At 72.0% G+C, this 22,220-nt stretch carries 21 protein-coding genes, 1 tRNA gene and 1 riboswitch; of the genes, 8 read left to right on the forward strand and 14 right to left on the reverse strand.

Annotation, left to right across the window (positions count from 1 at the left end; all coding sequences use genetic code 11):
- Window positions 1–202: 202 nt before the first annotated feature.
- Window positions 203–1,684 carry a DUF445 domain-containing protein gene (locus IG02_RS0118375; RefSeq protein WP_030748762.1) on the reverse strand — a complete coding sequence of 494 codons (1,482 nt, stop codon included), beginning with the start codon at window positions 1,682–1,684 and terminating at the stop codon, window positions 203–205.
- Between the two features lie 148 nt (window positions 1,685–1,832).
- Between IG02_RS0118375 and IG02_RS0118380 the strand changes: the two genes are divergently transcribed.
- Together IG02_RS0118380 and IG02_RS36590 are read left to right on the forward strand one after the other, a co-directional pair.
- On the forward strand, window positions 1,833–3,284 hold the full coding sequence (locus IG02_RS0118380) for an SGNH/GDSL hydrolase family protein (RefSeq protein ID WP_234314801.1): 1,452 nt from the start codon (window positions 1,833–1,835) through the stop codon (window positions 3,282–3,284).
- A complete protein-coding gene (locus tag IG02_RS36590; RefSeq protein WP_063756808.1) occupies window positions 3,281–4,075 on the forward strand; it encodes a type 1 glutamine amidotransferase in 795 nt (264 codons plus the stop codon). The genes IG02_RS0118380 and IG02_RS36590 overlap by 4 nt, the downstream gene beginning before the upstream one ends.
- A 167-nt stretch (window positions 4,076–4,242) precedes the next feature.
- Here the strand turns inward: IG02_RS36590 and IG02_RS0118390 are convergent, their stop codons facing one another.
- The 4 genes from IG02_RS0118390 to IG02_RS0118405 form a co-directional block, all read right to left on the reverse strand.
- Entirely contained in the window at window positions 4,243–5,001 is a 759-nt protein-coding gene (locus tag IG02_RS0118390; protein WP_037803296.1) for a DUF1707 SHOCT-like domain-containing protein, read from the reverse strand.
- Between the two features lie 64 nt (window positions 5,002–5,065).
- Window positions 5,066–6,073: an ABC transporter ATP-binding protein gene (locus IG02_RS0118395; RefSeq protein ID WP_234314802.1), complete on the reverse strand. Its 1,008-nt coding sequence runs from the start codon at window positions 6,071–6,073 to the stop codon at window positions 5,066–5,068.
- Between the two features lie 66 nt (window positions 6,074–6,139).
- Window positions 6,140–7,099 (reverse strand): ABC transporter permease, encoded by a 960-nt coding sequence (locus IG02_RS0118400; RefSeq protein WP_078854609.1) that lies wholly within the window; start codon window positions 7,097–7,099, stop codon window positions 6,140–6,142.
- A gap of 58 nt (window positions 7,100–7,157) precedes the next feature.
- Window positions 7,158–7,958: an ABC transporter permease gene (locus tag IG02_RS0118405; RefSeq protein WP_030748780.1), complete on the reverse strand. Its 801-nt coding sequence runs from the start codon at window positions 7,956–7,958 to the stop codon at window positions 7,158–7,160.
- A 355-nt stretch (window positions 7,959–8,313) separates the two neighbouring features.
- Between IG02_RS0118405 and IG02_RS0118410 the strand changes: the two genes are divergently transcribed.
- The gene (locus IG02_RS0118410) at window positions 8,314–10,938 is read left to right on the forward strand and encodes a transglycosylase domain-containing protein (protein WP_063756809.1); all 2,625 of its coding nucleotides are present in this window, start codon (window positions 8,314–8,316) and stop codon (window positions 10,936–10,938) included.
- Window position 10,939: 1 nt separating this feature from the next.
- Here IG02_RS0118410 and IG02_RS0118415 read toward each other — a convergent pair whose 3' ends face one another.
- The 3 genes from IG02_RS0118415 to IG02_RS0118425 form a co-directional block, all read right to left on the reverse strand.
- Window positions 10,940–11,260 (reverse strand): DMT family transporter, encoded by a 321-nt coding sequence (locus IG02_RS0118415; protein WP_030748786.1) that lies wholly within the window; start codon window positions 11,258–11,260, stop codon window positions 10,940–10,942.
- A 32-nt stretch (window positions 11,261–11,292) separates the two neighbouring features.
- Window positions 11,293–11,362, reverse strand: a riboswitch (guanidine-III (ykkC-III) riboswitch).
- Between the two features lie 105 nt (window positions 11,363–11,467).
- The gene (locus tag IG02_RS0118420) at window positions 11,468–11,770 is read right to left on the reverse strand and encodes a GroES family chaperonin (RefSeq protein ID WP_046506547.1); all 303 of its coding nucleotides are present in this window, start codon (window positions 11,768–11,770) and stop codon (window positions 11,468–11,470) included.
- A 185-nt stretch (window positions 11,771–11,955) separates the two neighbouring features.
- Complete coding sequence (locus IG02_RS0118425; RefSeq protein WP_030748792.1) at window positions 11,956–12,276, reverse strand: DUF3618 domain-containing protein; 321 nt, start codon at window positions 12,274–12,276, stop codon at window positions 11,956–11,958.
- Between the two features lie 164 nt (window positions 12,277–12,440).
- Here IG02_RS0118425 and bcp point away from each other — a divergent pair, with 164 nt between their 5' ends.
- The 4 genes from bcp to IG02_RS0118445 all read left to right on the forward strand — a co-directional run bounded on the left by bcp (window position 12,441) and on the right by IG02_RS0118445 (window position 15,937).
- The gene (gene bcp, locus IG02_RS0118430; protein ID WP_030748795.1) at window positions 12,441–12,908 is read left to right on the forward strand and encodes a thioredoxin-dependent thiol peroxidase; all 468 of its coding nucleotides are present in this window, start codon (window positions 12,441–12,443) and stop codon (window positions 12,906–12,908) included.
- A 152-nt stretch (window positions 12,909–13,060) separates the two neighbouring features.
- Window positions 13,061–14,557 (forward strand): glycine betaine/L-proline transporter ProP, encoded by a 1,497-nt coding sequence (gene proP / locus IG02_RS0118435; RefSeq protein WP_030748798.1) that lies wholly within the window; start codon window positions 13,061–13,063, stop codon window positions 14,555–14,557.
- A gap of 188 nt (window positions 14,558–14,745) precedes the next feature.
- Complete coding sequence (locus IG02_RS37875; protein ID WP_234314804.1) at window positions 14,746–15,837, forward strand: HNH endonuclease; 1,092 nt, start codon at window positions 14,746–14,748, stop codon at window positions 15,835–15,837.
- A 15-nt stretch (window positions 15,838–15,852) separates the two neighbouring features.
- Window positions 15,853–15,937: transfer RNA gene (locus IG02_RS0118445), tRNA-Leu, on the forward strand.
- A gap of 63 nt (window positions 15,938–16,000) precedes the next feature.
- Here IG02_RS0118445 and rdgB read toward each other — a convergent pair.
- The 3 genes from rdgB to IG02_RS0118460 form a co-directional block, all read right to left on the reverse strand.
- On the reverse strand, window positions 16,001–16,603 hold the full coding sequence (gene rdgB / locus IG02_RS0118450; protein WP_030748803.1) for an RdgB/HAM1 family non-canonical purine NTP pyrophosphatase: 603 nt from the start codon (window positions 16,601–16,603) through the stop codon (window positions 16,001–16,003).
- A gap of 132 nt (window positions 16,604–16,735) precedes the next feature.
- On the reverse strand, window positions 16,736–17,470 hold the full coding sequence (rph, locus tag IG02_RS0118455; RefSeq protein WP_030748806.1) for a ribonuclease PH: 735 nt from the start codon (window positions 17,468–17,470) through the stop codon (window positions 16,736–16,738).
- Between the two features lie 122 nt (window positions 17,471–17,592).
- Window positions 17,593–17,838, reverse strand: a complete 246-nt coding sequence (locus tag IG02_RS0118460) for a glucose PTS transporter subunit EIIB (protein WP_030748808.1) — start codon at window positions 17,836–17,838, stop codon at window positions 17,593–17,595.
- A 207-nt stretch (window positions 17,839–18,045) separates the two neighbouring features.
- On the opposite strand from IG02_RS0118460, the gene IG02_RS0118465 reads away from it, so the two are divergent.
- On the forward strand, window positions 18,046–19,350 hold the full coding sequence (locus tag IG02_RS0118465; RefSeq protein ID WP_051765257.1) for a PTS transporter subunit EIIC: 1,305 nt from the start codon (window positions 18,046–18,048) through the stop codon (window positions 19,348–19,350).
- Between the two features lie 124 nt (window positions 19,351–19,474).
- On the opposite strand, the gene IG02_RS0118470 is transcribed toward IG02_RS0118465, so the two are convergent.
- The 3 genes from IG02_RS0118470 to IG02_RS0118480 form a co-directional block, all read right to left on the reverse strand.
- Window positions 19,475–20,227 carry an MBL fold metallo-hydrolase gene (locus IG02_RS0118470; RefSeq protein ID WP_030748815.1) on the reverse strand — a complete coding sequence of 251 codons (753 nt, stop codon included), beginning with the start codon at window positions 20,225–20,227 and terminating at the stop codon, window positions 19,475–19,477.
- Window positions 20,228–20,891: 664 nt separating this feature from the next.
- Window positions 20,892–21,842: a PLP-dependent cysteine synthase family protein gene (locus IG02_RS0118475; RefSeq protein ID WP_030748818.1), complete on the reverse strand. Its 951-nt coding sequence runs from the start codon at window positions 21,840–21,842 to the stop codon at window positions 20,892–20,894.
- Window positions 21,842–22,144 (reverse strand): MoaD/ThiS family protein, encoded by a 303-nt coding sequence (locus IG02_RS0118480; RefSeq protein WP_030748821.1) that lies wholly within the window; start codon window positions 22,142–22,144, stop codon window positions 21,842–21,844. Before IG02_RS0118480 ends, IG02_RS0118475 begins: the two co-directional genes overlap by 1 nt.
- Window positions 22,145–22,220 lie beyond the last annotated feature (76 nt).

Below are 22,220 nucleotides of genomic sequence, written 5' to 3' on the forward strand. Positions count from 1 at the left end.
TGAACACGGCCGCCGTACCCGCCGTACTTATGGGCACTCCCCCATGGTGGCTGGGCGCGTGAACGGACGACAGGGTCCGCGTCACGCGCCCAGCACTCTTTTCGGTCGGCACGTGTCACCGCACGAGCACCGGCCCGGCGCCCGTACCACCACGTCCCCCGCGCCCCGTACCGCCGGTGCCCCCGCGTCCGCTCCCGCCGCGTCAGCCGCCCAGCGCGTGCGACACCGTGTAGATCACCAGCCCCGCCAGCGCGCCGACCACCGTGCCGTTGATCCGGATGAACTGGAGGTCCCGGCCGATGTGCGCCTCGATCTTCTTCGAGGTGTCGTCCGCGTCCCAGCTCGCCACCGTGTCCGAGATCAGCGACGTGATCTCGCTCCGGTACGTCGACACGACATACGCCGCCGCGTCCTCGATCCAGCCCTCCAGCTTCCCCTGGAGCCGCTCGTCCGTCGCCAGCCGCCTGCCCAGGGACAGCAGGGACGCGCGCGCCCGCAGCCGCAGTTCGCTGCGCTCGTCCTCCGCCGCCGCCATGATCATCGACCGTACGGAGGACCAGGCCGAGGCGATGACGTCCTGCACCTCCGGCCGGGCCAGCAGCTCCGACTTCAGGCGTTCGACACGCGCCCGGGTGTCCGTGTCCGACTGGAGGTCGGCGGCGAAGTCCCGCAGGAAACGGTCGATCGCGCCCCGCGCCGGGTGCTCCGGCATGTCGCGCATCTCCACGACGAAACGCAGGAGTTCCCGGTAGACCCGGTGGCCGACCTTGCGGTCGACGAAGCGCGGCGTCCAGCCCGGCGCGCCGCCCTGGACCGCGTCCGTGATCGACTCCTCGTGCTTGACCAGCCAGTCGTGCGCACGGGCGCAGACCAGATCGACGGCGCGGTGATGGGCGCCCTCCGCGACGACCTGGTCCAGGGTCTTGCCCAGCCCGGGCGCGATCTCGGCCGCGTTCGCGCGGCGGGTGATCGCCTCGCCGACCACCGCCTGTACGTCGGAGTCCCGCAGGACCGTCAGCGCGCCGCGCAGCGCCGTGGACAGCTCGGCGGTGACCCGGTCGGCATGGGCGGGGTCGGCCAGCCAGGTGCCCAGCCGGGCGCCGATACCGAGGCCGCCGAGCCGGGCCCGTACGACCTCCGGCGACAGGAAGTTCTCCCCGACGAACGCACCGAGGGACGCGCCCAGCTGGTCCTTCTTGTTCGGGATGATCGCCGTGTGTGGGATGGGCACGCCCAGCGGGTGCCGGAACAGCGCCGTCACCGCGAACCAGTCGGCCAGCGCGCCGACCATGCCCGCCTCGGCCGCCGCCGCGACATAACCGGGCCAGCCCTCCACCCCGGAGTTCTTCGCCCAGGTGGCCAGCACGTAGATCACGGCGACGAGCCCCAGCAGGGCGGTGGCGGTCGTCTTCATCCGGCGGACGCCGCGCCGCTTCTCCTCGTCGGCGGCCGTGTACGAGAACGATCCCAGGCCCAGGGGCCCACCGCCCGAGCTCTTGTCCGTGCCCTTGCCCCTGCCCTTGCCCTTGAGTCCGGCGGAAGTCCCGGCCCCGCCCGCGCGGCCAGGCCCGCCCGAGGGCCCGACCCTGCCCGAGGGCCCGGCCCCGCCCGAGGGATGCGCGGGCCGCGCGACAGGCGCCCCCTTTTCCGGTTCTTCCGGTTTCTCCGGCCCCGTACGTTCCATCCGCTCCGCCCGTCCGCTTGCGCGTCCTGTCCCAAACCCACCCGTACTCATTCTCTCTGCCCTCAGTTACTCCCGGGGCGCGCGTCGAGTTCCCGGGGGATGCCGGATGATGTGTTCAGAACGTCGGTGTGAGGGAGACACGGGGGCCATGGCCAGATATCGCGCTTTCGCTCTGTTCGGGGGGCTTGTGTGCGTCGTGGCACTGGTGTGCGCGACGATAGTCGGCGGCGTCGGGCTGCTGGGCGGCGGCTCCGGGCCCGGCTCGGCCTCGTCGTTCTGGAACAGCCCTCTCTGGAGTGCCTCCCCCGACAACGACCGGAACGGCCAGGACGGGCAGGGCAGCCAGGACGGCCCGAGCGGTCCTGGCGGCGGCCCGGCCGGTGCGCCCACCGGGACCGGTGACCGCGACCCGGCCCGCAATCCGGCCCGTAACCCCGTGGGCGCCGCCGAGCCCGCCTCCGCCGGCGCCTGGGTCGGCACTTGGGCCGCCGCGCCCGCCGGTGTCGAACCGAGGGCACCTATCGGCCACCCCGGTAGCACCATCCGCAACGTCGTGCACACCAGCATCGGCGGCACCAGCGTCCGGGTCACCCTCTCCAACCTCTACAGCCCCAGGGCCCTGCTGATCGGCCATGCCTCGGTCGCCGTCGGCGACGGGAGCGGGGGCGCCCAGGCCGCCCCGGGGACGATGCGGCGGCTGACCTTCGGCCGGAACCAGGCCGTGACCATCCCGGCCGGCGGTCAGATCGTCAGCGACCCGGTCCGGCTGCGGGTGCCGTACGACAGCGATCTGCTGGTCACGCTGCACACCCCGGCGGCCGGCGGCCCGGTCACGTACCATCCGCACGCGGCGCAGACCTCGTACATGGCCGTCGGCGACCGTACGGAGGACCCCGCCGGGGCCTCGTACGCCCCGTCCTCCCGCGTCTGGCGCTACCTCACCGCCGTCGACGTCCTCAACCGCGACGCGCGCGGCGCGGTCGTCACGTTCGGCGACTCCATCACCGACGGCGTCGGCTCGACCCCCGACACGAACCGCCGCTGGCCCGACGTCCTCGCCGACCGCCTGCGCGACCAGCACATCGGCGTGCTCAACCAGGGCATCGGCGGGAACCAGGTCCTCGGCGACGGCACGCGCGCCCGGGCCGGCTCCAGCGGCATCTCGCGCTTCCAGCGCGACGTCCTGGACCGGTCGGGCGTCAAGGTCGTCGTCATCGACCTCGGCATCAACGACATCCTGCGCGGCCGCGAGACCGACCCCACCAGGATCACGAACGGCCTGAAGAACCTGACCCGGCAGGCGCACGCCCGTGGCCTGCGCGTCGTCGGCTCGACCCTGACGCCGTTCGGCGCGCACCGGGGGTACAACGAGGTGACCGAGTCCGTACGCGAGAGGGTCAACGAGGAGATCCGGTCGGGCCGGGTCTTCGACGCGGTCGTGGACTTCGACCGCGTGATCCGCGACCCGTACGCGCCGGACCGGATCCGGCCGCTGTACGACGCCGGGGACGGCCTGCACCCGAGTGACGCGGGCTACCGGGCGATGGGCCGCCACCTCAGCCTCCAGACCCTGACCGGAAAGATCCAGGCCCAGCTGTGACATCCCCGTACGGCCGTACTCCCGCTCCGTCCGCGCACACTCCCGCTCCGTCCGGCCCCCGCGTCCTCGTCGTCCGCAACTCGGACCGGAGCGGCCCCGGGCGCCTCCTCCCCTGGTGGGAGGAGATGGGCCTGACCGTGGTGGAGGTCCCCGGCGCATCGGCTCCCGCCTCCCCGGCCGGCTACGACGCCGTCGTCCTGCTCGGCGGCGGCTTCCTGCCCGACGCCGACGACCACGCGCCCTGGCTGCCGGCCGAACGCGAACTCGCCCGCCGGGCGGTGGCCGACGGGGTTCCGCTCCTCGGCATCTGCCTCGGCGCCCAGGTGCTGGCGCTGGCGACGGGCGGTACGGTACGCGGCGCGTACGGCCGCCCGGAGCGCGGCTCCTGCGCAGTGTCGCTGAATCCGGAAGCCGCCGAGGACGCGCTGTTCGCCGGCCTGCCCGGTGAGTTCCGGGTCATCCAGAACCACCGCGACCAGATCACCGCGCTGCCGCCCGGCGCCGCCCTGCTCGCCGGGAGCGCGGCCTGTCCGGTTCAGGGATTCCGGGTGGGGAGGCGGGCCTGGGGCGTGCAGTTCCACCCGGAGGCCGGCGCGGACCGCCTCGCCGGCTGGGACGAGGCGGCCCTGGCCGACGCCGGTCTGGATCTACGGGCGCTACGGGCCGAGGCCGAGCGTGCCGAGCCGGAGTCCGCGCGGAGCACGCGACGCCTGGCGGCCAACTTCGCCGAGGTCGTACGGCGGAACGCCGGCGCGACCCCGGATCTCGTCCCGGCCGTGGGCGGCTCGTAAGCGGGCGACGCCCCGCCACACCGCATCGCGCCATACCTCGCCTCGGGACGCCGTACCTCGCCTCGCCTCGGGAGGACGCGCCTCGCCTCGCGACGGCACGCCTCGCGACGATGCCGCCAGGACGCGCTCCTCGGTCCCGCGCAACCGGTCGGTCCGGGTCCGCCGCCCTACTCGTCCCGCCGCTCCTCCCGGTCCGCCTTCTTCTCCAGCTTCAGCCGCTTCCGCTCCTCCTTGAGTCGGCGCTTCTCCGACTCCCTCAGCTTGCGCTCCACGCCGACCCCGCCCATCAGCGCGAACCCCGTGATGACCACCCTCGGCGCCCCCGGCGCCACCTCGCTCCGCACATCCCCCGCCTCGCCGAAACCGCCCATGAGGCCGAAGCCCCTGACCTCGACGTCCAGGTCGTGCGGCACGGTCACATGGACCCCGCCCATCAGGGCGAAGCAACGGATCACGACTTCACGGCCCTCGAAGCTCGCCTCGCGCAGATCGATCTCGCCGCCCGCCTGGAAGACAGCCGCCGTGAACATACGGCCGACCGTCCACCTTCCCCTGCGCCGGAACCCGCTCCAGAACGCGAACGCGCCCTTCGACGTCGCCGGGCCCTGGCCCACGCGGTCCGCCCAGCCGCCGTCGGCGCCGCGCTCGGAAACCGCCGCGCCGGACGCCGCGCCGGACGCGGCCACGGCCGCCCCGGGCGTCAGCAGGGTCCCCGGCTCCGGCAGGTCCCGCACCAGTGGCACCAACTCCCCATGGGTGCGCGCCTTGAACGTGGCCTCCAAGCGCTCGTCGAACTCCACCATGTCGAGCCGGCCCTCGGCCAGGGCCTCCCGCAGCCGTTCCGCCACCTGCTCGCGCTCGGCATCGGAAGCCCGTGTCTCCGACCGCACGTCCGGGCGCGTCTCCGGGCGCGTTTCCGGGCTCATGTCAGGCCGCCCCCCGGGCGGTTCGCTCGTCATACGGGCACACTAGCCATCCGCGCCAACGCAGTCACACGGTTGATCGACCGGCGTACATCGCGGCGATGACCGTCTCGATGTCCGGTTCCCGTACCGACAGGTCCACCAGCGGGAAGTCCGCCGCGATCCGCGCGACCAGCGGAGCCGCGGACTCCGCCGCCGGGAACGCCAGCCACTGCCGCGGCCCCTCCACCCGTACCACCCGCGTGCCGGGCAGCCCGATCGGCGCCAGCTCGCGCTCCAGATCGACCACGAGGGTCCGCTCGCTCCGGCCCACCTCGTGCAGCCCGGCCGGCGCACCGTCGTACAGCAGCCTGCCGTGGTCGATCACCATCACCCGCCGGCAGAGCTGTTCGATGTCGGTCAGGTCGTGCGTCGTCAGCAGCACCGTCGTGCCGCGCTCCGCGTTCAGGTCCCGCAGGAACTCCCTGACCTTCGCCTTGGAGATCACGTCGAGGCCGATGGTCGGCTCGTCCAGATAGAGCACCTCGGGATCGTGCAGCAGGGCCGCCGCGATGTCGCCGCGCATCCGCTGGCCCAGCGAGAGCTGCCGTACGGGGACATCGAGCAGCTCGGCGAGATCGAGCAGTTCGACGCAGCGGTCCAGGTTCGCCCGGAAGCGCGCGTCGGGGACCCGGTACATCCGGTGCATCAGGCGGTACGAGTCGATCAGCGGCAGGTCCCACCAGAGCGTGGTCCGCTGGCCGAAGACGACGCCTATGCGCCGCGCCAGCCTCGTGCGCTCACGGGACGGGTCGATGCCCGCGACCCGCAGCCGGCCGCCGCTCGGCGTCAGGATGCCGGTGAGCATCTTGATGGTGGTGGACTTGCCCGCGCCGTTGGGGCCGATGTATCCGACCATCTCGCCGCGCGGCACCCGGAAGCTGATGCCGTCGACCGCCCGTACCTGGTGTTTCTCCCGGCGCAGCAGGCCCGCCCTGCGCCGGACGTCGAAGACCTTCTCCAGGCCGTCGAGTTCGATGAAGCGGGCGTCCGCGTCGTCGTCCGCGTCGTCGTTCTCGCCCCAGCTCACTGCCACTGCCCCCTCGTCTCCCTTCGTCTCCACTCGCCGTCGCCGTCGACCTCGCCCCACCGCCGTGTCCGCCTAACTCCCCGTACTGCGGTACGCCCTGAGCCCCGTACGCCACGCCAGCCCCGCCAGCCCACAGCACCCCGCCGCCACCACCGGTGGCAGGAACGCGACCGCGACCGGCAGGTCCAACGGGTACTCCCGCCCCAGGACGTACAGCGCCGGAAGCCAGTTGACGAACGCGAGCGGCACCAGGAAGGTCACCCCGCGCAGCAGGTCCTGCGCGAAGACCGTCGGCGGGTACTGGAGCAGGGTCGTACCGCCGTACGTGAACGAGTTCTGCACCTCCGACGCGTCCTGCGCCCAGAACTGGAACGCCGCGCCCACCACGAACACCGCCGCGAAGATCGCCGCCCCGCTCAGCACCATCATCGGCACCATCAGCACCCGGAGGACCGTCCAGTCGACGTCCACCGACGCCACCGCGTACCCCAGCACCAGCAGCCCTTGCGTGATCCGGCCGAGGCGGCGCAGCGCGAACCGGTCGGCGGCCACCTGCGCGAGGACGGGGACGGGCCGCAGCAGCAGCGTGTCGAGGGTGCCGTCCCGCACCCGGCCGCCCAGCCGGTGCATCGAGCCGAGCGCCAGGTCGGTGAGGCCGAAGGCGGTGTTGGAGGTGCCGTACAGGAAGGCGACCTCGGGCAGCGAGTAACCGCCCAGCGTGTCCACATGACTGAACATCAGCAGGATCGCCACGAAGTCGAGGGCGGACCCCGCGAAGTTGCCGAACGCGGTCATCACGAAGGACGCCCGGTAGGCCATCGTGGACCGCACCCACATCGCGACGATCAGGCCGTACGCGCGCAGACCGTCCCGCAGGGCCGCGCCCCGGGACGACCGCGGGCCCCACGGGTCCGGCCCCCGGCGCGGCAACCTCGCGTCGGCCACGGCGGTCGCGTCGGCCGCCTCAGACGCCTCGGCCGCGTCCGACGACGTCCTGCCGACCGCGTCCGACGACGATGTCCTGCCGGTCATGCCCGGCAACGCCTTCTCCGCCACGCCCGGCGGTGTCTCCTCAGCCACCTCGGACTCCTCAGCCACCCTGGACCACCACCCTCCGCGTCGCGACCGTCTGCACCAGCCGGCCGGCCCCCAGCAGCGCCAGCGCCCAGCACGCCTGGAACGCGTACGCCCCGGTCAGTTCCCACCCCGCGAGCCGGCCGAGGAGGACGTCCGCCGGGATCTGGAGCAGCGAGCACCAGGGCAGCGCCCGCGCCACCTCGCCCAGCGCACCGGGGAACACGTTCAGGGGCAGCAGCAGCCCGGAGAAGAACGACCCCGCCAGCCAGCTGACCTGCGCCGCCCCCGCCCCGTCCAGCAGCCAGAACGCGGAGAGCGCCACCAGGAAACGGATCGCGAAGCTGACCACCACGCCGAGCGTCACGGCCACCAGGAACGCCGCCCAGACCAGCGGGCTCGCCGGCAGCGTGAGGTCGAAGACCAGCGCGCCGCACACCAGCGGCACGATCCCCCGTCCGAGCAGGTGGAACACCGCCCGGCCGAGGTCGCTCGCCAGCCACCAGAGCTGGAGATCGGCGGGCCGGTAGAGATCGACGGCGATCGCGCCGGTACGGATCCGCTCGATCAGCTCGTCCTCGAAACCGCCGCCCATCAGGACGCAGGTCATCAGCAGCGCCTGGCTGATCCACACATAGGTGACCGCCTGGGAGAGGTCGTAGCCGCCGAGCCGGGGACGCTCGTCCCACAGGGCGATGTACGTATACGCCACGATGAAGCCGAAGACCGTGTTGGTGAACGCGCCCGCCAGCGTGGCCACGCGGTACGTCGCGTAGCGCCGGAAACCGCCCGCGGCCACCGCCGCGTACAGCCGCAGCGCCCCGCTCACCCCGCTCACCCCGCTCACGCCCACTGACCACCCCTCCTGTCCGCGCCAAAGCGGCCGACCCTAGCGGACACCGGTCACTCCGCGCTACCGAATATCCGCGTTCGGTGGCCACCGCCGCTCCGTGTCCCGCCGCGGCGCCCTCCCCGCGCCGTCGCGCTCCGCCCGAGCCCGTCCGAGCCCGTCCGAGCCCGTCCGCGCCCCGACACACCCCGGCCACACTCCGGCCACGCCCCGGCGGCGCTCCCCCGTACGGCGTCAGATCTGCCCCGCTCCGGCAGCATTTCGTCAATAAGCACAGCGTTTCTTGTCTCTTGTAGGTGAATCACCTGATACGACACCCGTTATGCCGGAGAGTGACGAGCCACAGCGCCAAGGGGCCCCAGCGGACCCCGACCAGGCTGACCAGGCTGACCAGCCCGGCAGTACGGCAGAGGCAGACGCAGCCCCGGACCGTGCGACCGGCGCGGACGGAACCAAGCGGCCGAAGAAGCGCGAGCGGCCCCGGCGCACCGGCTGGCACCGGCTCGTCCCCACCTGGCGCGTGACGCTGTGCGCCTTCCTGGTCGGCGGACTCGCCCTCGTCGCCGGCTTCGTCGTGGGCTACAAGGTCGTCGACATTCCCGCGGCCAACGTCGCGGCCACCGCGCAGTCGAACGTCTACCTCTACCGGGACGGCACACACATCGCCCGGGACGGCGAGATCAACCGCGAGAACGTCAGGCTCGTCCAGGTCCCCGACACCGTCCAGCACGCCGTGCTCGCGGCCGAGGACCGCGGCTTCTACAACGAGCCCGCCGTCGACCCCCAGGGCATGATCCGCGCCGCCTGGAACACCGCCATGGGAAAGGGCACCCAGGGCGGCTCCACCATCACCCAGCAGTACGTCAAGAACTACTACCTGGGCCAGGAACAGACCATCGTCCGCAAGACGAAGGAATTCTTCATCGCGATCAAGCTGAACCGCGAGGTCAGCAAGGAACGCATTCTCCAGGGATATCTGAACACCAGTTACTTCGGCCGCAACGCGTACGGCATCCAGGCCGCCGCCCAGGCGTACTACAGCAAGGACGTCGAGGACCTCACCACCGCCGAGGGCGCGTACCTGGCGTCGCTCCTGAACGCCCCCAGCGAGTTCGACGTCGTCGTCCACCCCGAGAACCGGCAGTCCGCCGTCGCCCGCTGGAACTACGTCCTCGACGGCATGGTCACGGAGAACTGGCTCACCCCCGCCGAACGGGCCGTCCAGAAATTCCCCGTACCCGGAAAGATCAAGCACACGACCGTCGGCCTCTCCGGCCAGCGGGGCTATGTCGTCAAGGTCGTCGAGCACTATCTCCACAGCCACGGAATCCTCGACGAGAAGACGCTGGCGCGCGGCGGCTACCGGATCACCACCACCCTGGAGCGGAAGAAGCAGGACGCCTTGGGCCGGGCCGTCAAGGACCAGGTCACCTCGCAACTCGACGGCGAACGCCCGCCCGACCGCAACGTCCGGGTCGGCGGCGCCTCCATCGATCCGCGTACCGGCCGGGTCGTCGCCATGTACGGCGGCATCGACTACACCAAGCAGTTCGTCAACAACGCCACCCGACGCGACTACCAGGTCGGCTCCACCTTCAAGCCCTTCGTCCTCGCCGCGGCCGTCCAGCACGGCGCCCGGACCCTGGACGGCCGGCGCGTCACCCCCAACACCATGTACGACGGCACCAACGAGCGCATGGTCGAGGGCCGCGACGGCCCCACCGACTACTCCCCGGCCAACGAGGACGAGAAGGACTACGGCTCGATCACCGTACGGGAGGCCACCGACAAGTCCGTCAACGCCGTCTACGCGCAGCTGGCGCAGGACGTCGGCCCCGCCCTGGTCAGGGACACCGCCATCGCCCTCGGCATCCCCCCGGCCACCCCCGACCTCACCGCCTCCCCCTCCATCGCGCTCGGCCCCGCGACGGCGAGCGTGCTGGACATGGCGCAGGCGTACGCGACCCTCGCCAACCACGGCGAGCGCGTCCCGTACACCCTGGTCGCGAAGATCACCCGAAACGGTACGTCCGTCCCCCTGCCCGACCGCCCGGCCACCCGGGCCATCAGCCGTGAGGCCGCCGACACCACCACCTCGGTGCTCCAGGGCGTCGTCCGCGGCGGCACCGGTACCGCGGCCGGGGCGGCGGGCCGGCCGGCCGCGGGCAAGACGGGCACGGCGGAGGACGACAAGGCGGCGTGGTTCGCCGGATACACCCCCGAACTGGCCACCGTGGTCTCGCTGATGGGCGCCGACCCCAAGACCGCCCAGCAGAAGCCGCTGTACGGGGCGCTCGGCCAGGCCAGGATCAACGGCGGCGGGCCGCCCGCGCAGATCTGGGGCCAGTACACGGCCGCCGCGCTGCGCGGCACCGCCGTACAGAACTTCGACCTGCGGCTGGCACCGGGCGCGGAGGAGTCGGCGTCGCCGGACCCGGAGCGGTCGGGCGCGTCCCGCTCCCCCGGCGCGTCCCGCCCCCCCGGCGCGTCGGGCTCCCCCGGCCCGTCGGAACAGGGCCGCACGGAGGAGGACGGGACGACCGGCGGCCGGACGGACGGCGGCGACACCGGGGAAGGCGGGAACGGCGGCCGGCCGGGTACGGGCGGCGTCGGCGACAGCGGCGGTGACGACCGCGGCGGTCCGGCCCCGTCCCCCGAGGGGCGGGGCCCGGACGGGAACCCGGGGCGGCCACCGGGCGAGGGCCCGCGGGACGACGGCCGGCCACGCGGACCCCATGAGGGGGGCGCGGGCGGCGGGACGACGAGTGCCGACACCGACGACGACAACGACGACGGCAGCGGCGCCGACGGGACGGCCGGTGGCGCCGGCAGCGGCGGAGTCAAGGGCTCCAGCGGTAGGGGAAGCGGCAAGAGCGGCGGCAAGGGAAGCGGCTCGGCCGAGTCGGCGACCGCGCGGACGCCGGAGGCGACGGCCTCGGACACCTAGGTCAGTGCCCCGACGTCGCCTTCAGGCCCACCACCGCCACCAGCAGCAGACAGACGAAGAAGACACGGGCGGCCGTCACCGGCTCCCCCAGCACCGCCATGCCCAGCACCGCCGCGCCGGCCGCGCCGATCCCGACCCACACCCCGTACGCCGTACCGATCGGCAACGTCTTCACGGCCTGCGCCAGCAACACCATGCTCGCGACGATCCCGGCGGCCGTGAACACGCTCGGCCACAGCCGGGTGAACCCCTCGGTGTACTTCATCCCGATCGACCAGCCGACCTCCAGCAGACCGGCGACGATCAGCAGAACCCAGGCCATGACGCAACCTCCGACGCGATACGCGGACAGCGGATGCGTCGTCTTGTCGCTTCACCCGGTACGGCGCGTCTCGTCGGGGGTCCCCATGCTACACAGGCCGGTGGAGGCGGCTACTGACCGCACCGGCAGCTACTGGCCGGCCCGGACAGGCACCGACAGCTACGGGAACGGCCACGGGAGCGGGGCTGCGGCGTGGCTACGGGGCGGCTACAGGTAGAGGCCCGTGGAGTCCTCGGACCCCTCGAAGCGGTCCGCCGCCACCGCGTGCAGGTCCCGCTCGCGCATCAGCACGTAGGCCACCCCGCGCACCTCGACCTCGGCACGGTCCTCGGGGTCGTACAGCACCCGGTCCCCGGGCTCCACCGTGCGTACGTTCTGGCCCACCGCGACCACCTCGGCCCAGGCCAGCCGCCGGCCGACCGCCGCCGTCGCGGGGATGACGATGCCGCCGGACGAACGCCGCTCGCCCTCCGGGATGTCCGTCCTGACCAGTACGCGGTCGTGGAGCATCCGGATGGGCAGTTTGTCGTGGGTGTTCTCGCTCACGTCTCCGAACCTACCTGCCCGCGCGCGGCCCGTACGCCTCAGGGGTCACCGAACGCCCGCCCGGGAACGGGCTTCCCGGCCCGCCGGGCGACCACCGCGGGCCGTCCGCCGCCGACCGACCAGCGCCCGACCGGCCACCGCCGGGCGCGTCAGCCCCGGCGCCGCCTGGTCGACACCACCATCAGCCCCACCAGTCCGATCGCCACCAGCGCAACCGGAACCAGCCGCTCCATCCGGGGCCCGCCGTCCGTCCTGACGAACTGCGTCCGCACCCCGGACAGCGTCCGGTTCACGGCGACGTACGCGCGCCCCGCCGTCTGGTCCACCCGCGAGGCCACCCGCGCCTTCGCGTCCCCGACGATCGTCTTCGGGTGGACGCGCACACCGATCTCGTCGAGCGTCTCGGCGAGCTGATCGCGCCGGCGGACGATGTCCGCCTCGATCTGCGCCGGGGTCCTGGAATCCGACACCGCGCTGCCTCCGTGGTCGTGTCCGATTGTCGATGGTGATGCTCCAGGAGCAGTCTGTCAGCTCCGCCGTCACCGCACCCGACGGCACCCCCGATTACGCTCGGCCCGTAGGCCCTGTCCGGCCGACCCACCCACGTGACCGACGACGAGGAGACCCGAGAACCATGAGCGAGCGACTCCAGCCCGGCGACACCGCCCCCGCCTTCACCCTGCCCGACGCGGACGGCCGCGATGTCTCGCTCGCGGACCACAAGGGCCGCAAGGTCATCGTCTACTTCTACCCGGCGGCGCTCACTCCCGGGTGCACCAAGCAGGCCTGCGACTTCACCGACAACCTCGACCTGCTGGCCGAGGCGGGCTACGACGTCATCGGAGTGTCACCGGACAAGCCCGAGAAGCTGGCCACGTTCCGTGAGCGGGAGAACCTGAAGGTCACCCTGGTCGGAGATCCCTCCAAGGAGGTGCTGACCGCGTACGGCGCCTTCGGCGAGAAGACGATGTACGGCAGGACCGTGACCGGGGTGATCCGCTCGACGATCGTCGTGGACGAGGACGGCAAGGTCGAGCGCGCCCTCTACAACGTGCGGGCCACCGGTCATGTCGCGAAGATCATCAAGGACCTCGGCATCTGAGCCCCGCGCCCTGAGGGAGGGGGCCGCCTCGCCCCCGAGGCGGCCCCGACCCGTGACCGGGGTCACACTTCCACAGAACTCTGGTTTGCGAACGCCACGATCGCGCAGAAGCTCCCATCGAAGTGTTTCGCCGCCGGAGAAAGGACCACGCCATGGCCGGCCAGGAGCATGACGAGGTGGCCGACCCCGCCGCGGTCAAGCGTCATCCCACCCTCTTCCGAACGATCAGACAGCGCAAGAACCCCAAACTGCGCCGGTCCGACATCACCATCACCGACGAGCGCGCGGTCAAGCGGGCCGTGAAGGCCGCCTCCCTGGGTAACGCCATGGAGTGGTTCGACTTCGGCATCTACAGCTATCTGGCCGTCACCATCGGCCATGTCTTCTTCCCGTCCGGAAACCCCACGGCCGAGTTGCTCTCCTCCTTCGCGACCTTCGCGGTCGCGTTCCTCGTACGGCCGCTCGGCGGCATGGTCTTCGGCCCCATGGGCGACAAGATCGGCCGCAAGAAGGTCCTCGCCCTGACGATGATCATGATGGCGATCGGTACCTTCGCCATCGGCCTGATCCCCTCGTACGCCACGATCGGCTTCTGGGCGCCGGCGCTGCTGATCCTCTTCCGGCTGGTCCAGGGCTTCTCCACCGGCGGCGAGTACGGCGGGGCGTCCACCTTCATCGCCGAGTACGCCCCGGACAAGCGCCGCGGCTTCTTCGGCAGCTTCCTGGAGTTCGGCACGCTGGCGGGCTACGTCGGCGCGGCCGGTCTGGTCACCGCGCTCACCGCGGCGCTCGGCGCGGACACGATGGAGGCATGGGGCTGGCGGGTGCCGTTCCTGGTCGCGGGCCCGCTGGGGCTGGTCGGCCTGTACCTGCGGCTACGGCTCGACGAGACGCCGGCCTTCCAGAAGCTGGAGGCGGAGAGCGCCCGCGCCTCGGAGGCCGCGGACGCGGTGGAGGTCACCACCCGGGAGGACCTGGCCAAGATCTTCCGCACGTACTGGCCCGCGCTGATCCTGTGCATCGCCCTGGTGGGCGCGTACAACATCACCGACTACATGCTGCTGTCGTACATGCCGACCTACCTCTCCGACACACTCGGCTACAGCCCGACCCACGGCCTGATGATCCTGCTGGTGGTCATGGTCTTCCTGATGCTGATCATCAACCAGGTGGGCCGGCTCAACGACCGCTACGGCCGCAAGCCGCTGCTGATGGCCGGCATGCTCGGGTTCCTCTTCCTCTCCCTGCCGTCCTTCCTCCTGATCGGCCAGGGCGGCATCGTGGCCATCACGGCGGGCCTGCTGATGATGGGGCTGTCCCTGGTCTGCCTGCTGGGCACGATGTCGGCGGCGCTCCCCGCGCTGTTCCCCACGGAGGTCCGCTACGGCTCGCTGTCCGTGGGCTACAACGTCGCCGTCTCCCTCTTCGGCGGCACCACCCCCTTCGTGATCACGGCTCTGATCGACGTCTCCGGCAGCAACCTGATGCCCGCGTACTACGCGATGGCGGCGGCGCTGGTGGGCGTGATCGCGGTGGCGTGCATGAAGGAGACGGCGCGGCAGCCGCTGGAGGGCTCGCCGCCGTCGGTGGGGACGGAGGAGGAAGCCGTGGAACTGGTCCAGTCCCAGGCCCCGGAACCCAAGTTCTGACCACCCGGACCCGCCCGGCGACGTCCCGCACCGCGAAAGAAGCGGTGCGGGACGTTCCGCTTCTCGCCGCTTTCCGGACGTGACCGCTCGATATGCGGTTCGTTACCCAGTGCGAGACCGCGAGACCGCGAGACCGCGAGACCGCGAGACCGCGGCCGTCAAGGAACGGCGGGTCCGAGGGGGGAACGATGACAGCGGAACGCGCCCGGCAGGCCCAGGATCGCGCTGCCGAGGAATCCGGCGGCGACCCGACGGGCGAGGAACGTCTGGCCGCGGCCGTCACCCAGGCGCGCACCTGGGCGGACCTGATGCGGCGGCTCGGGCTGAAGGAGAGCGGCGGGCGGCGGCGCGCGCTCCAGCGACAGGTTGCCGAACGAGGGCTGGACACCAGCCACTTCAAGCAGGGCAGTCCATGGCGGAAGTACCCGGACGAGGCGATAGCAGCGGCCGTCGCGACGTCCACGACACTGCGCGAGGTCGTCCTCAAGCTGGGCGCCACGCCGGCCACGGGCACGATGTCGCACATCGCCCGGCGTATCGCGGCGGCCGGGATCGACGTCGGCCATTTCCCGGGGATGGATCGCTCACGGCTCGATCTGCCGTTCACGGCCGCCGAACTGACGGCCGCCGCCGCGTCCGCCCGGAGCATCCGTGGCGTGGCGCGGGCACTCGGCGTGCCCGACGACGGCCGCTCCCGTGCCGCCCTCGGCCGGATGCTCAAGGAACAGGGCGTCGACACCACGCATTTCCGTAACGCGCGACTGGCGATCCCGGAGGCGGCGCTGCGTGAGGCAGTGCCGACCGCGTCCAGTTACGCCGACGTCATGCGTGCCCTCGGACTCCCCGTGAACGACACGAACCATCGGCGCGTCCGGCGGCGAGTGGGGCAACTCGGCCTCGATACACGCCACTTCAAGCGGCTCCCGTGGGGGCCGGTCCGCGCGCGCCCCTCGGCACCTGTGGCACGGCGCACCCTCGTCGAACTGCCCGAGGGTTCCCCGCGTACCAACCGTGCCCGCCTCCATCGCGCCCTGCGGGAGACCGGCGTCCCCTACCACTGCGCGTCATGTGGCAACACCGGCGAATGGCTCGGGCATCCGATGGCCCTGCAGATCGACCATGTGAACGGAGACTGGCGCGACAACCGGGCCGAGAACCTGCGGTACCTGTGCCCGAACTGCCACGCGCTCACGGACACGTGGTGCCGGAGCCGACGGAGTGAGCGTCGGACAAGCGTGGAGAACTCGGCCACAGACGACCACCGGCCGCCGGCCCGGTAGCATGGCACCCGGCTCGCGGCGGTGGCGCAACGGCTGACGCAGCAGACTTAGGATCTGTGGCCCTTGATCGGGCTTGAGGGTTCGAATCCCTTCCGCCGCACACTAATGGCCTGCGAATCAACGGAATGATTTGCAGGCCATTGAGCTGTCGGCTCCTTGATCGTCAGCCCAGGAGTTCCCGGATCACCGGGACCAGGGCGCGGAACGCCTTGCCCCGGTGGCTGATCGCGTTCTTCTCCGCGGGGGACAGTTCCGCGCAGGTGCGGGTCTCCCCCGTGGGCTGGAGGATCGGGTCGTAGCCGAAGCCGTTCGTGCCCGACGGGGCCGTGCGGAGGGTGCCTTCGAGGCGGCCCTCGACCACGCGTTCCGTGCCGTCCGGGAGGGCGAGGGCCGCCGCGCAGGCGAAGTGGGCCGAGCGGTGGGGCGGGGCGATGTCGCCGAGCTGGGCCAGCAGGAGGTCGAGGTTGGCCCGGTCGTCGCCGTGGCTGCCCGCCCAGCGGGCGGAGAAGATGCCGGGGGCGCCGTTCAGGACGTCCACACACAGGCCCGAGTCGTCGGCGACGGCGGGCAGGCCGGTGGCGGCGGCCAGGGCGTGCGCCTTGAGCAGCGCGTTCTCGGCGAAGGTGACACCGGTCTCCTTCACGTCCGGGACGTCGGGGTAGGCCGCCGCCCCGACGAGGTCGTGGGGCAGGCCGGCGTCGGCGAGGATGGCCTCGAGTTCGGTGATCTTCCCGGCGTTACGGGTGGCGAGGATCAAGCGGGTCATGCGTCCCAGTATCGGCCCCGGGGCGGGGCCTCCCGCGCGCGGGTGCCCCGGAGGCGGCAGGGGCCGGGCGCACGGCCCGGTCCGTACGCCCACACCGAACGGACCGGCGGGTCCGCACCGGGCGCCGCCCGCTCAGGACGACGCCGAGTCCAGCGCGGCCCGCTGGAGCTTCCCCAGATCAGTGCAGCCCGCCGTGGCGAGGTCGAGCAGCGCGTTCAGCTCCTCGCGGTCGAACGGCTCGGCCTCCGCCGTGCCCTGGACCTCGACGAAGCGGCCGTCGCCGGTGCACACGACGTTCATGTCGGTCTCGGCCCGCACGTCCTCCTCATAGCAGAGGTCGAGCAGCGGCGTACCCGCCACGATGCCGACGCTGACGGCCGCGACGGTGCCGGTCAGGGGCCGGCGGCCGGGCCTGACGATCTTCTTGGTCCGGGCCCAGGCGACCGCGTCGGCGAGGGCGACGTACGCGCCGGTGATGGCGGCGGTGCGGGTGCCGCCGTCGGCCTGGAGGACGTCGCAGTCGAGGACGACGGTGTTCTCGCCGAGCGCCTTGTAGTCGATCACGGCGCGCAGGGACCGGCCGATGAGGCGGCTGATCTCGTGCGTACGGCCGCCGATCTTGCCGCGTACGGACTCGCGGTCGCCACGGGTGTTGGTGGAGCGGGGCAGCATCGCGTACTCGGCGGTGACCCAGCCTTCGCCGCTGCCCTTGCGCCAGCGGGGTACTCCTTCGGTGACGGAGGCGGTGCACAGGACCCTGGTGTCACCGAAGGAGACGAGGACGGAGCCCTCGGCGTGCTTGCTCCAGCCGCGTTCGATGGAGACGGGGCGGAGCTGTTCGGGGGTGCGGCCGTCGATTCGAGACATGGGCACGAGCCTATCGGGACAGCGTGGAGGGGCTCGGTCCGGTCGTCCGGACCGAGCCCCTCACACTCCCGGCGCGCACCACCGGGCGCGTTCCGCGTCCCCGCGCGCGGTCGCTCACGCGGTCACATCATGTCTTCGATCTCGGCGGCGAGCGGGTCGGCGTCCGTGCCGATGACGACCTGGACCGCGGTGCCCATCTTGACGACGCCGTGCGCCCCGGCCGCCTTCAGGGCGGCCTCGTCGACGAGGGAGGAGTCGACGACCTCGGTGCGGAGACGGGTGATGCAGCCCTCGACCTCTTCGATGTTGTCGAGCCCGCCGAGCGCGGCGACGATCTTCTCGGCTTTGGTGGCGTCCTTGGTGGCCATGTCTGTCTCCCTGACTCTCGGCGGCTCTGTGGTCCACGATCCAACCCGGTACGGTCCGATTTGCCACCGTAACGCACGGTTGGACCAACTTCACAGGCATGCCGCCGGAGCATGGCGAATGATGACAGCAGTGCGGCCCCCGGTCGCCGGCCAGGACGCGGGACCGGCCCACGGTCCGTAGCCCGTAGCCCGTACGGGAGGACGCCGATGAGTGCCGACAGCACGGCAGCGGCACAGCCGCCGGAGCCGGCCGGGGCGTCAGGGGCGGCGGGGCCGCGCCCGAAGCCCTGGAACGGACTGCTGCGGGGACTGCAGAAGATCGGGCGCAGCCTGCAACTGCCGGTGGCCGTACTGCCCGCGGCCGGACTGCTGATCAGCCTCGGGAGCCTCTTCTCCGCCTACTTGCACGGCCCGTTCTGGGACAAGACGGCGAAGGTGCTCGTCCAGGGCGGCACGGCGGTGCTGGACGGGGCGTTCGGGCTGCCGCTGCTGTTCGCCATCGGGGTCGCGATCGGCTTCGCCAAGAAGGCGGACGGGTCGACCGCGCTGGCCGTCGTCGTCGGGTTCCTCGTCTACCACAACGTGCTCGCGGCCTTCCCGGTCGGTGGTTCGGTCACCAAGGCGACCCCGAACGGCGTCCCGCAGAATCCGGGGGTCCTCGGCGGCATCCTGATCGGGCTGCTCACGGCCGTCGTCTGGCAGCGCTTCCACCGTACGAGACTGGTCGACTGGCTCGGCTTCTTCAACGGCCGGCGGCTGGTGCCGATCCTGATGGCCTTCATCTGTGTCGTGCTGGGCGTGGCCTTCGGGCTGCTGTGGCAGCCGGTCGGCGACGGGCTGACCTGGTGCGGGAAGCAGCTGATCAGTCTGGGCGCCTGGGGAGCGGGAATCTTCGGGGTCGCCAACCGGCTGCTCCTTCCGGTCGGAATGCACCAGTTCCTGAACACCTTCTTCTGGTTCCAGGCCGGTTCGTACACCAAGCCGGACGGAACGGTCGTCCAGGGCGACCTGACCCGGTTCTTCGCGGGGGACCCCTCGGCGGGCCAGTTCATGTCCGGTTTCTTCCCCATCATGATGTTCGGCCTGCCCGCCGCCGCGCTCGCCATCACCCACTGCGCCCGGCCGCGGCACCGCAAGCGGATCGCCGGGCTGATGCTCTCGCTGGCGCTGACCTCGTTCGTGACGGGGGTGACCGAGCCGCTGGAGTTCTCCTTCCTGTTCGCGGCCCCCTTGCTGTACGGGGCGCACGCGCTGCTGACGGGGGTGTCGATGGCGGTCACCTGGGCGCTGGGGGTGCACGCGGGGTTCAGCTTCTCGGCGGGGCTGATCGACTACGTGGTCAACTGGCACCTCGACACCAAGCCCTGGCTGATCATTCCGATCGGCCTGTGCTTCGCCGTCGTGTACTACGTGGTGTTCCGGTTCGCGATCCTGCTGTTCGACATTCCCACGCCGGGGCGCGAGCCGGAGAGCCTGGAGGAGGAGGGCGAACAGCAGAACGTCAAGACCTGAAGCGCGGGCGTGGCGTCGCGGGGCGGACGGGCGGCCGGGCCGTTGTCGGCTCCGGCCGCCCGCCGCCTCCGCTCCGCGTACTGCCGTACGGCGTCGGCCGCACGGCCGTGGTGCCGACGCCCCGTCAGATCTCGTACACCGCGCCGGGCACGGCCAGTTCCGCCGGCCCCTGGAAGACGGCGCGGGCGTCGGCCAGATTCCGCTCCGCGTCCGTCCACGGCGGAATGTGCGTCAGCACCAGCCGCCGGGCCCCCGCCCGCGCCGCGTGCGCGCCGGCCTCGCGGCCGTTGAGGTGGAGGCCCGCGATGTCCTCCTTGCCGTACGTGTACGCCGCCTCGCACAGGAAGAGGTCCGTGTCCCGGGCGAGTTCGACGAGCGGGTCACAGACCCCGGTGTCACCCGAGTAGGTGAGGGACCGTCCACCGTGTTCGATCCGGATGGCGAACGTCTCCACGGGGTGGGCGACGCGCTCCGTACGGACCGACAGCGGACCGATACGGAACGAACCCGCCTCCAGCGTACGGAAGTCGAACACCTCGCTCATCGACTTGTCCGAGGGCGTGTCCGCGTAGGCGGTGGTCAGCCGCTGTTCGGTGCCCTCGGGGCCGTAGACGGGGATGGCGTCGCAGCGACCGCCGTCGAAACGGTAGTAGCGGGCGACGAAGTACCCGCACATGTCGATGCAGTGGTCCGCGTGGAGATGGCTGAGGAAGATGGCGTCGAGGTCGTAAAGACCGATGTGTCGCTGCAACTCGCCGAGGGCGCCATTGCCCATGTCGAGCAGCAGCCGGAAGCCGTCGGCCTCTACGAGGTAGCTGGAGCAGGCCGAGCCCACGGAGGGGAACGAGCCCGAGCAGCCGACGACGGTGAGCTTCATTGAGCGTGTACCTCCGTGGCAGGGACGGGGGACGGCGGTGCGGGGCGGGGCCGTGCGGGCGGAGCGGGGCGGCGTGGCGGGGTTGTGCGGTTTGTCGAGCGTAAAGCGCGAAAGGGCGGGCCGCTCCTTCAGGGCGGGCCGTTGTGGGCGAACTCACCTGGGCTGTCACCGGTTCGGGGGCGGTTCGCCTCCGGCGGGGGGGGGGGCGGGGTGGCGCCTGCGGCGGGCTGTTCCCCTCCCCGCCCCTTCCCACAACCGGGGCGGGACCCCGGGCCCCGTTGCGGGGGCTTCGCCCCCCGGCCCCCGGTGGCGCCGGCTGCGCGGTGGGGGCCTCCGGCCCGGTGCGGGGGGTGTGGCGCTGGGCGGTGGGCGTGTGCGGGTTGTCGCCGGGGCCGCATGATTTACGACGCGCATCAGGCCGAAGTCCAATGACGGGCGGACGTCGCGCCCGCCATCAACGTCATCCTGCTGCGCGTCGTACGGGGGCCTGGGGGCGTCCCCCAGAAAGCACAGCATGCCGTCCGGACATGTACCTCCGAAGGCCCGGCCCCCGGCACCCACCCCGGCCGCACCGCACCCCCGCCGGAGGCGACCCCGCACCGCGCAGCGGACCCCGCACCCACCACCGGCCGGCACCGCGCCCCGCGCCCCAGCCGGAAGGCGATCACGCCCAGAGCTGGCCCTGCAGCGCCTCGATCGCCTCGTCCGTCGTCTCCGCCGTGTACACGCCCGTCGACAGGTACTTCCAGCCACCGTCCGCCACCACGAACACGATGTCCGCGCTCTCGCCCGCCTTCACCGCCTTCTTGCCGACCCCGATCGCCGCGTGCAGCGCCGCGCCCGTCGAGATGCCCGCGAAGATTCCTTCCCGCTGGAGGAGTTCGCGGGTGCGGGTCACCGCGTCCGCCGAGCCGACCGAGAAGCGAGTGGTCAGCACGGACTCGTCGTACAGCTCGGGGACGAAGCCCTCGTCGAGGTTGCGCAGGCCGTAGACCAGGTCGTCATAGCGCGGCTCGGCGGCGACGATCTTGATGTCGGGCTTGTGTTCGCGCAGGTAGCGGCCCACGCCCATGAGCGTGCCCGTGGTGCCGAGGCCCGCCACGAAGTGGGTGACGGAGGGGAGGTCCGCCAGGATCTCGGGGCCGGTCGTGGCGTAGTGGGCGCCCGCGTTGTCCGGGTTGCCGTACTGGTAGAGCATCACCCACGAGGGGTTCTCGGCCGCCAGCTCCTTGGCGACCCGCACGGCCGTGTTGGAGCCGCCCGCCGCGGGGGACGAGATGATCTCCGCGCCCCACATGGCGAGCAGGTCGCGCCGTTCCCGCGAGGTGTTCTCCGGCATGACGCACACGATGCGGTAGCCCTTGAGCTTGGCCGCCATGGCGAGCGAGATGCCGGTGTTGCCGCTGGTGGGTTCGAGGATCGTGCAGCCCGGGGTGAGCCGCCCGTCCTTCTCGGCCTGCTCGACCATGTGGAGGGCGGGCCGGTCCTTGACCGAGCCGGTCGGGTTGCGGTCCTCCAGCTTGGCCCAGACGCGCACGTCCGCCGACGGGGACAGCCGTGGGAGCCGTACCAGGGGGGTGTTGCCGACCGCCGCCAGCGGGGAGTCGTACCGCATCAGACCGCGATCGTCCCGTGCGCGCCGCCGGCCACGGCCGGCAGGATGGTGACGCTGTCGCCGTCGGCGACCTTGGTGGAGATGCCGTCCAGGAAGCGGACGTCCTCGTCGTTGAGGTAGACGTTCACGAAGCGGCGGAGTTCGTCGCCCTTCGCCGGGTCGATGAGGCGCTCCCGGATGCCGGCGTGCCGGGTCTCGAGGTCGGCGAACAGCTCGGAGAGGGTCGTTCCGGTCCCCTCGACGGCCTTGGCGCCGCCGGTGTAGGTGCGGAGGATGGTCGGGATGCGGACCTCGATGGCCATGGCGTGGACTCCTGTCGGGAGATGGCGTGCAGGGCGCGCGGCTCGGACCCCCGCGCGAGGGGGTGGTGCGGACACG

Source organism: Streptomyces sp. NRRL F-5135 (assembly GCF_000719775.1).
In the GTDB taxonomy this organism is placed as follows: Bacteria; Actinomycetota; Actinomycetes; order Streptomycetales; family Streptomycetaceae; genus Streptomyces; species Streptomyces hebeiensis.

What these genes read in the sequence shown, in the direction of transcription:
- IG02_RS0118400 (WP_078854609.1), bottom strand. Translation starts at nt 7,099, where the DNA reads ATGACCGGCAGGACATCGTCGTCGGACGCGGTCGGCAGGACGTCGTCG.
- IG02_RS0118420 (WP_046506547.1), bottom strand. Translation starts at nt 11,770, where the DNA reads ATGCTCCACGACCGCGTACTGGTCAGGACGGACATCCCGGAGGGCGAG.
- IG02_RS37875 (WP_234314804.1), top strand. Translation starts at nt 14,746, where the DNA reads ATGACAGCGGAACGCGCCCGGCAGGCCCAGGATCGCGCTGCCGAGGAA.
- IG02_RS0118375 (WP_030748762.1), bottom strand. Translation starts at nt 1,684, where the DNA reads ATGGAACGTACGGGGCCGGAGAAACCGGAAGAACCGGAAAAGGGGGCG.
- rdgB (WP_030748803.1), bottom strand. Translation starts at nt 16,603, where the DNA reads ATGACCCGCTTGATCCTCGCCACCCGTAACGCCGGGAAGATCACCGAA.
- IG02_RS0118415 (WP_030748786.1), bottom strand. Translation starts at nt 11,260, where the DNA reads ATGGCCTGGGTTCTGCTGATCGTCGCCGGTCTGCTGGAGGTCGGCTGG.
- IG02_RS0118480 (WP_030748821.1), bottom strand. Translation starts at nt 22,144, where the DNA reads ATGGCCATCGAGGTCCGCATCCCGACCATCCTCCGCACCTACACCGGC.
- bcp (WP_030748795.1), top strand. Translation starts at nt 12,441, where the DNA reads ATGAGCGAGCGACTCCAGCCCGGCGACACCGCCCCCGCCTTCACCCTG.
- IG02_RS0118380 (WP_234314801.1), top strand. Translation starts at nt 1,833, where the DNA reads ATGGCCAGATATCGCGCTTTCGCTCTGTTCGGGGGGCTTGTGTGCGTC.
- IG02_RS0118465 (WP_051765257.1), top strand. Translation starts at nt 18,046, where the DNA reads ATGAGTGCCGACAGCACGGCAGCGGCACAGCCGCCGGAGCCGGCCGGG.
- IG02_RS0118460 (WP_030748808.1), bottom strand. Translation starts at nt 17,838, where the DNA reads ATGGCCACCAAGGACGCCACCAAAGCCGAGAAGATCGTCGCCGCGCTC.
- IG02_RS0118475 (WP_030748818.1), bottom strand. Translation starts at nt 21,842, where the DNA reads ATGCGGTACGACTCCCCGCTGGCGGCGGTCGGCAACACCCCCCTGGTA.
- IG02_RS0118470 (WP_030748815.1), bottom strand. Translation starts at nt 20,227, where the DNA reads ATGAAGCTCACCGTCGTCGGCTGCTCGGGCTCGTTCCCCTCCGTGGGC.
- rph (WP_030748806.1), bottom strand. Translation starts at nt 17,470, where the DNA reads ATGTCTCGAATCGACGGCCGCACCCCCGAACAGCTCCGCCCCGTCTCC.
- IG02_RS0118390 (WP_037803296.1), bottom strand. Translation starts at nt 5,001, where the DNA reads ATGAGCCCGGAAACGCGCCCGGAGACGCGCCCGGACGTGCGGTCGGAG.
- IG02_RS0118410 (WP_063756809.1), top strand. Translation starts at nt 8,314, where the DNA reads ATGCCGGAGAGTGACGAGCCACAGCGCCAAGGGGCCCCAGCGGACCCC.
- proP (WP_030748798.1), top strand. Translation starts at nt 13,061, where the DNA reads ATGGCCGGCCAGGAGCATGACGAGGTGGCCGACCCCGCCGCGGTCAAG.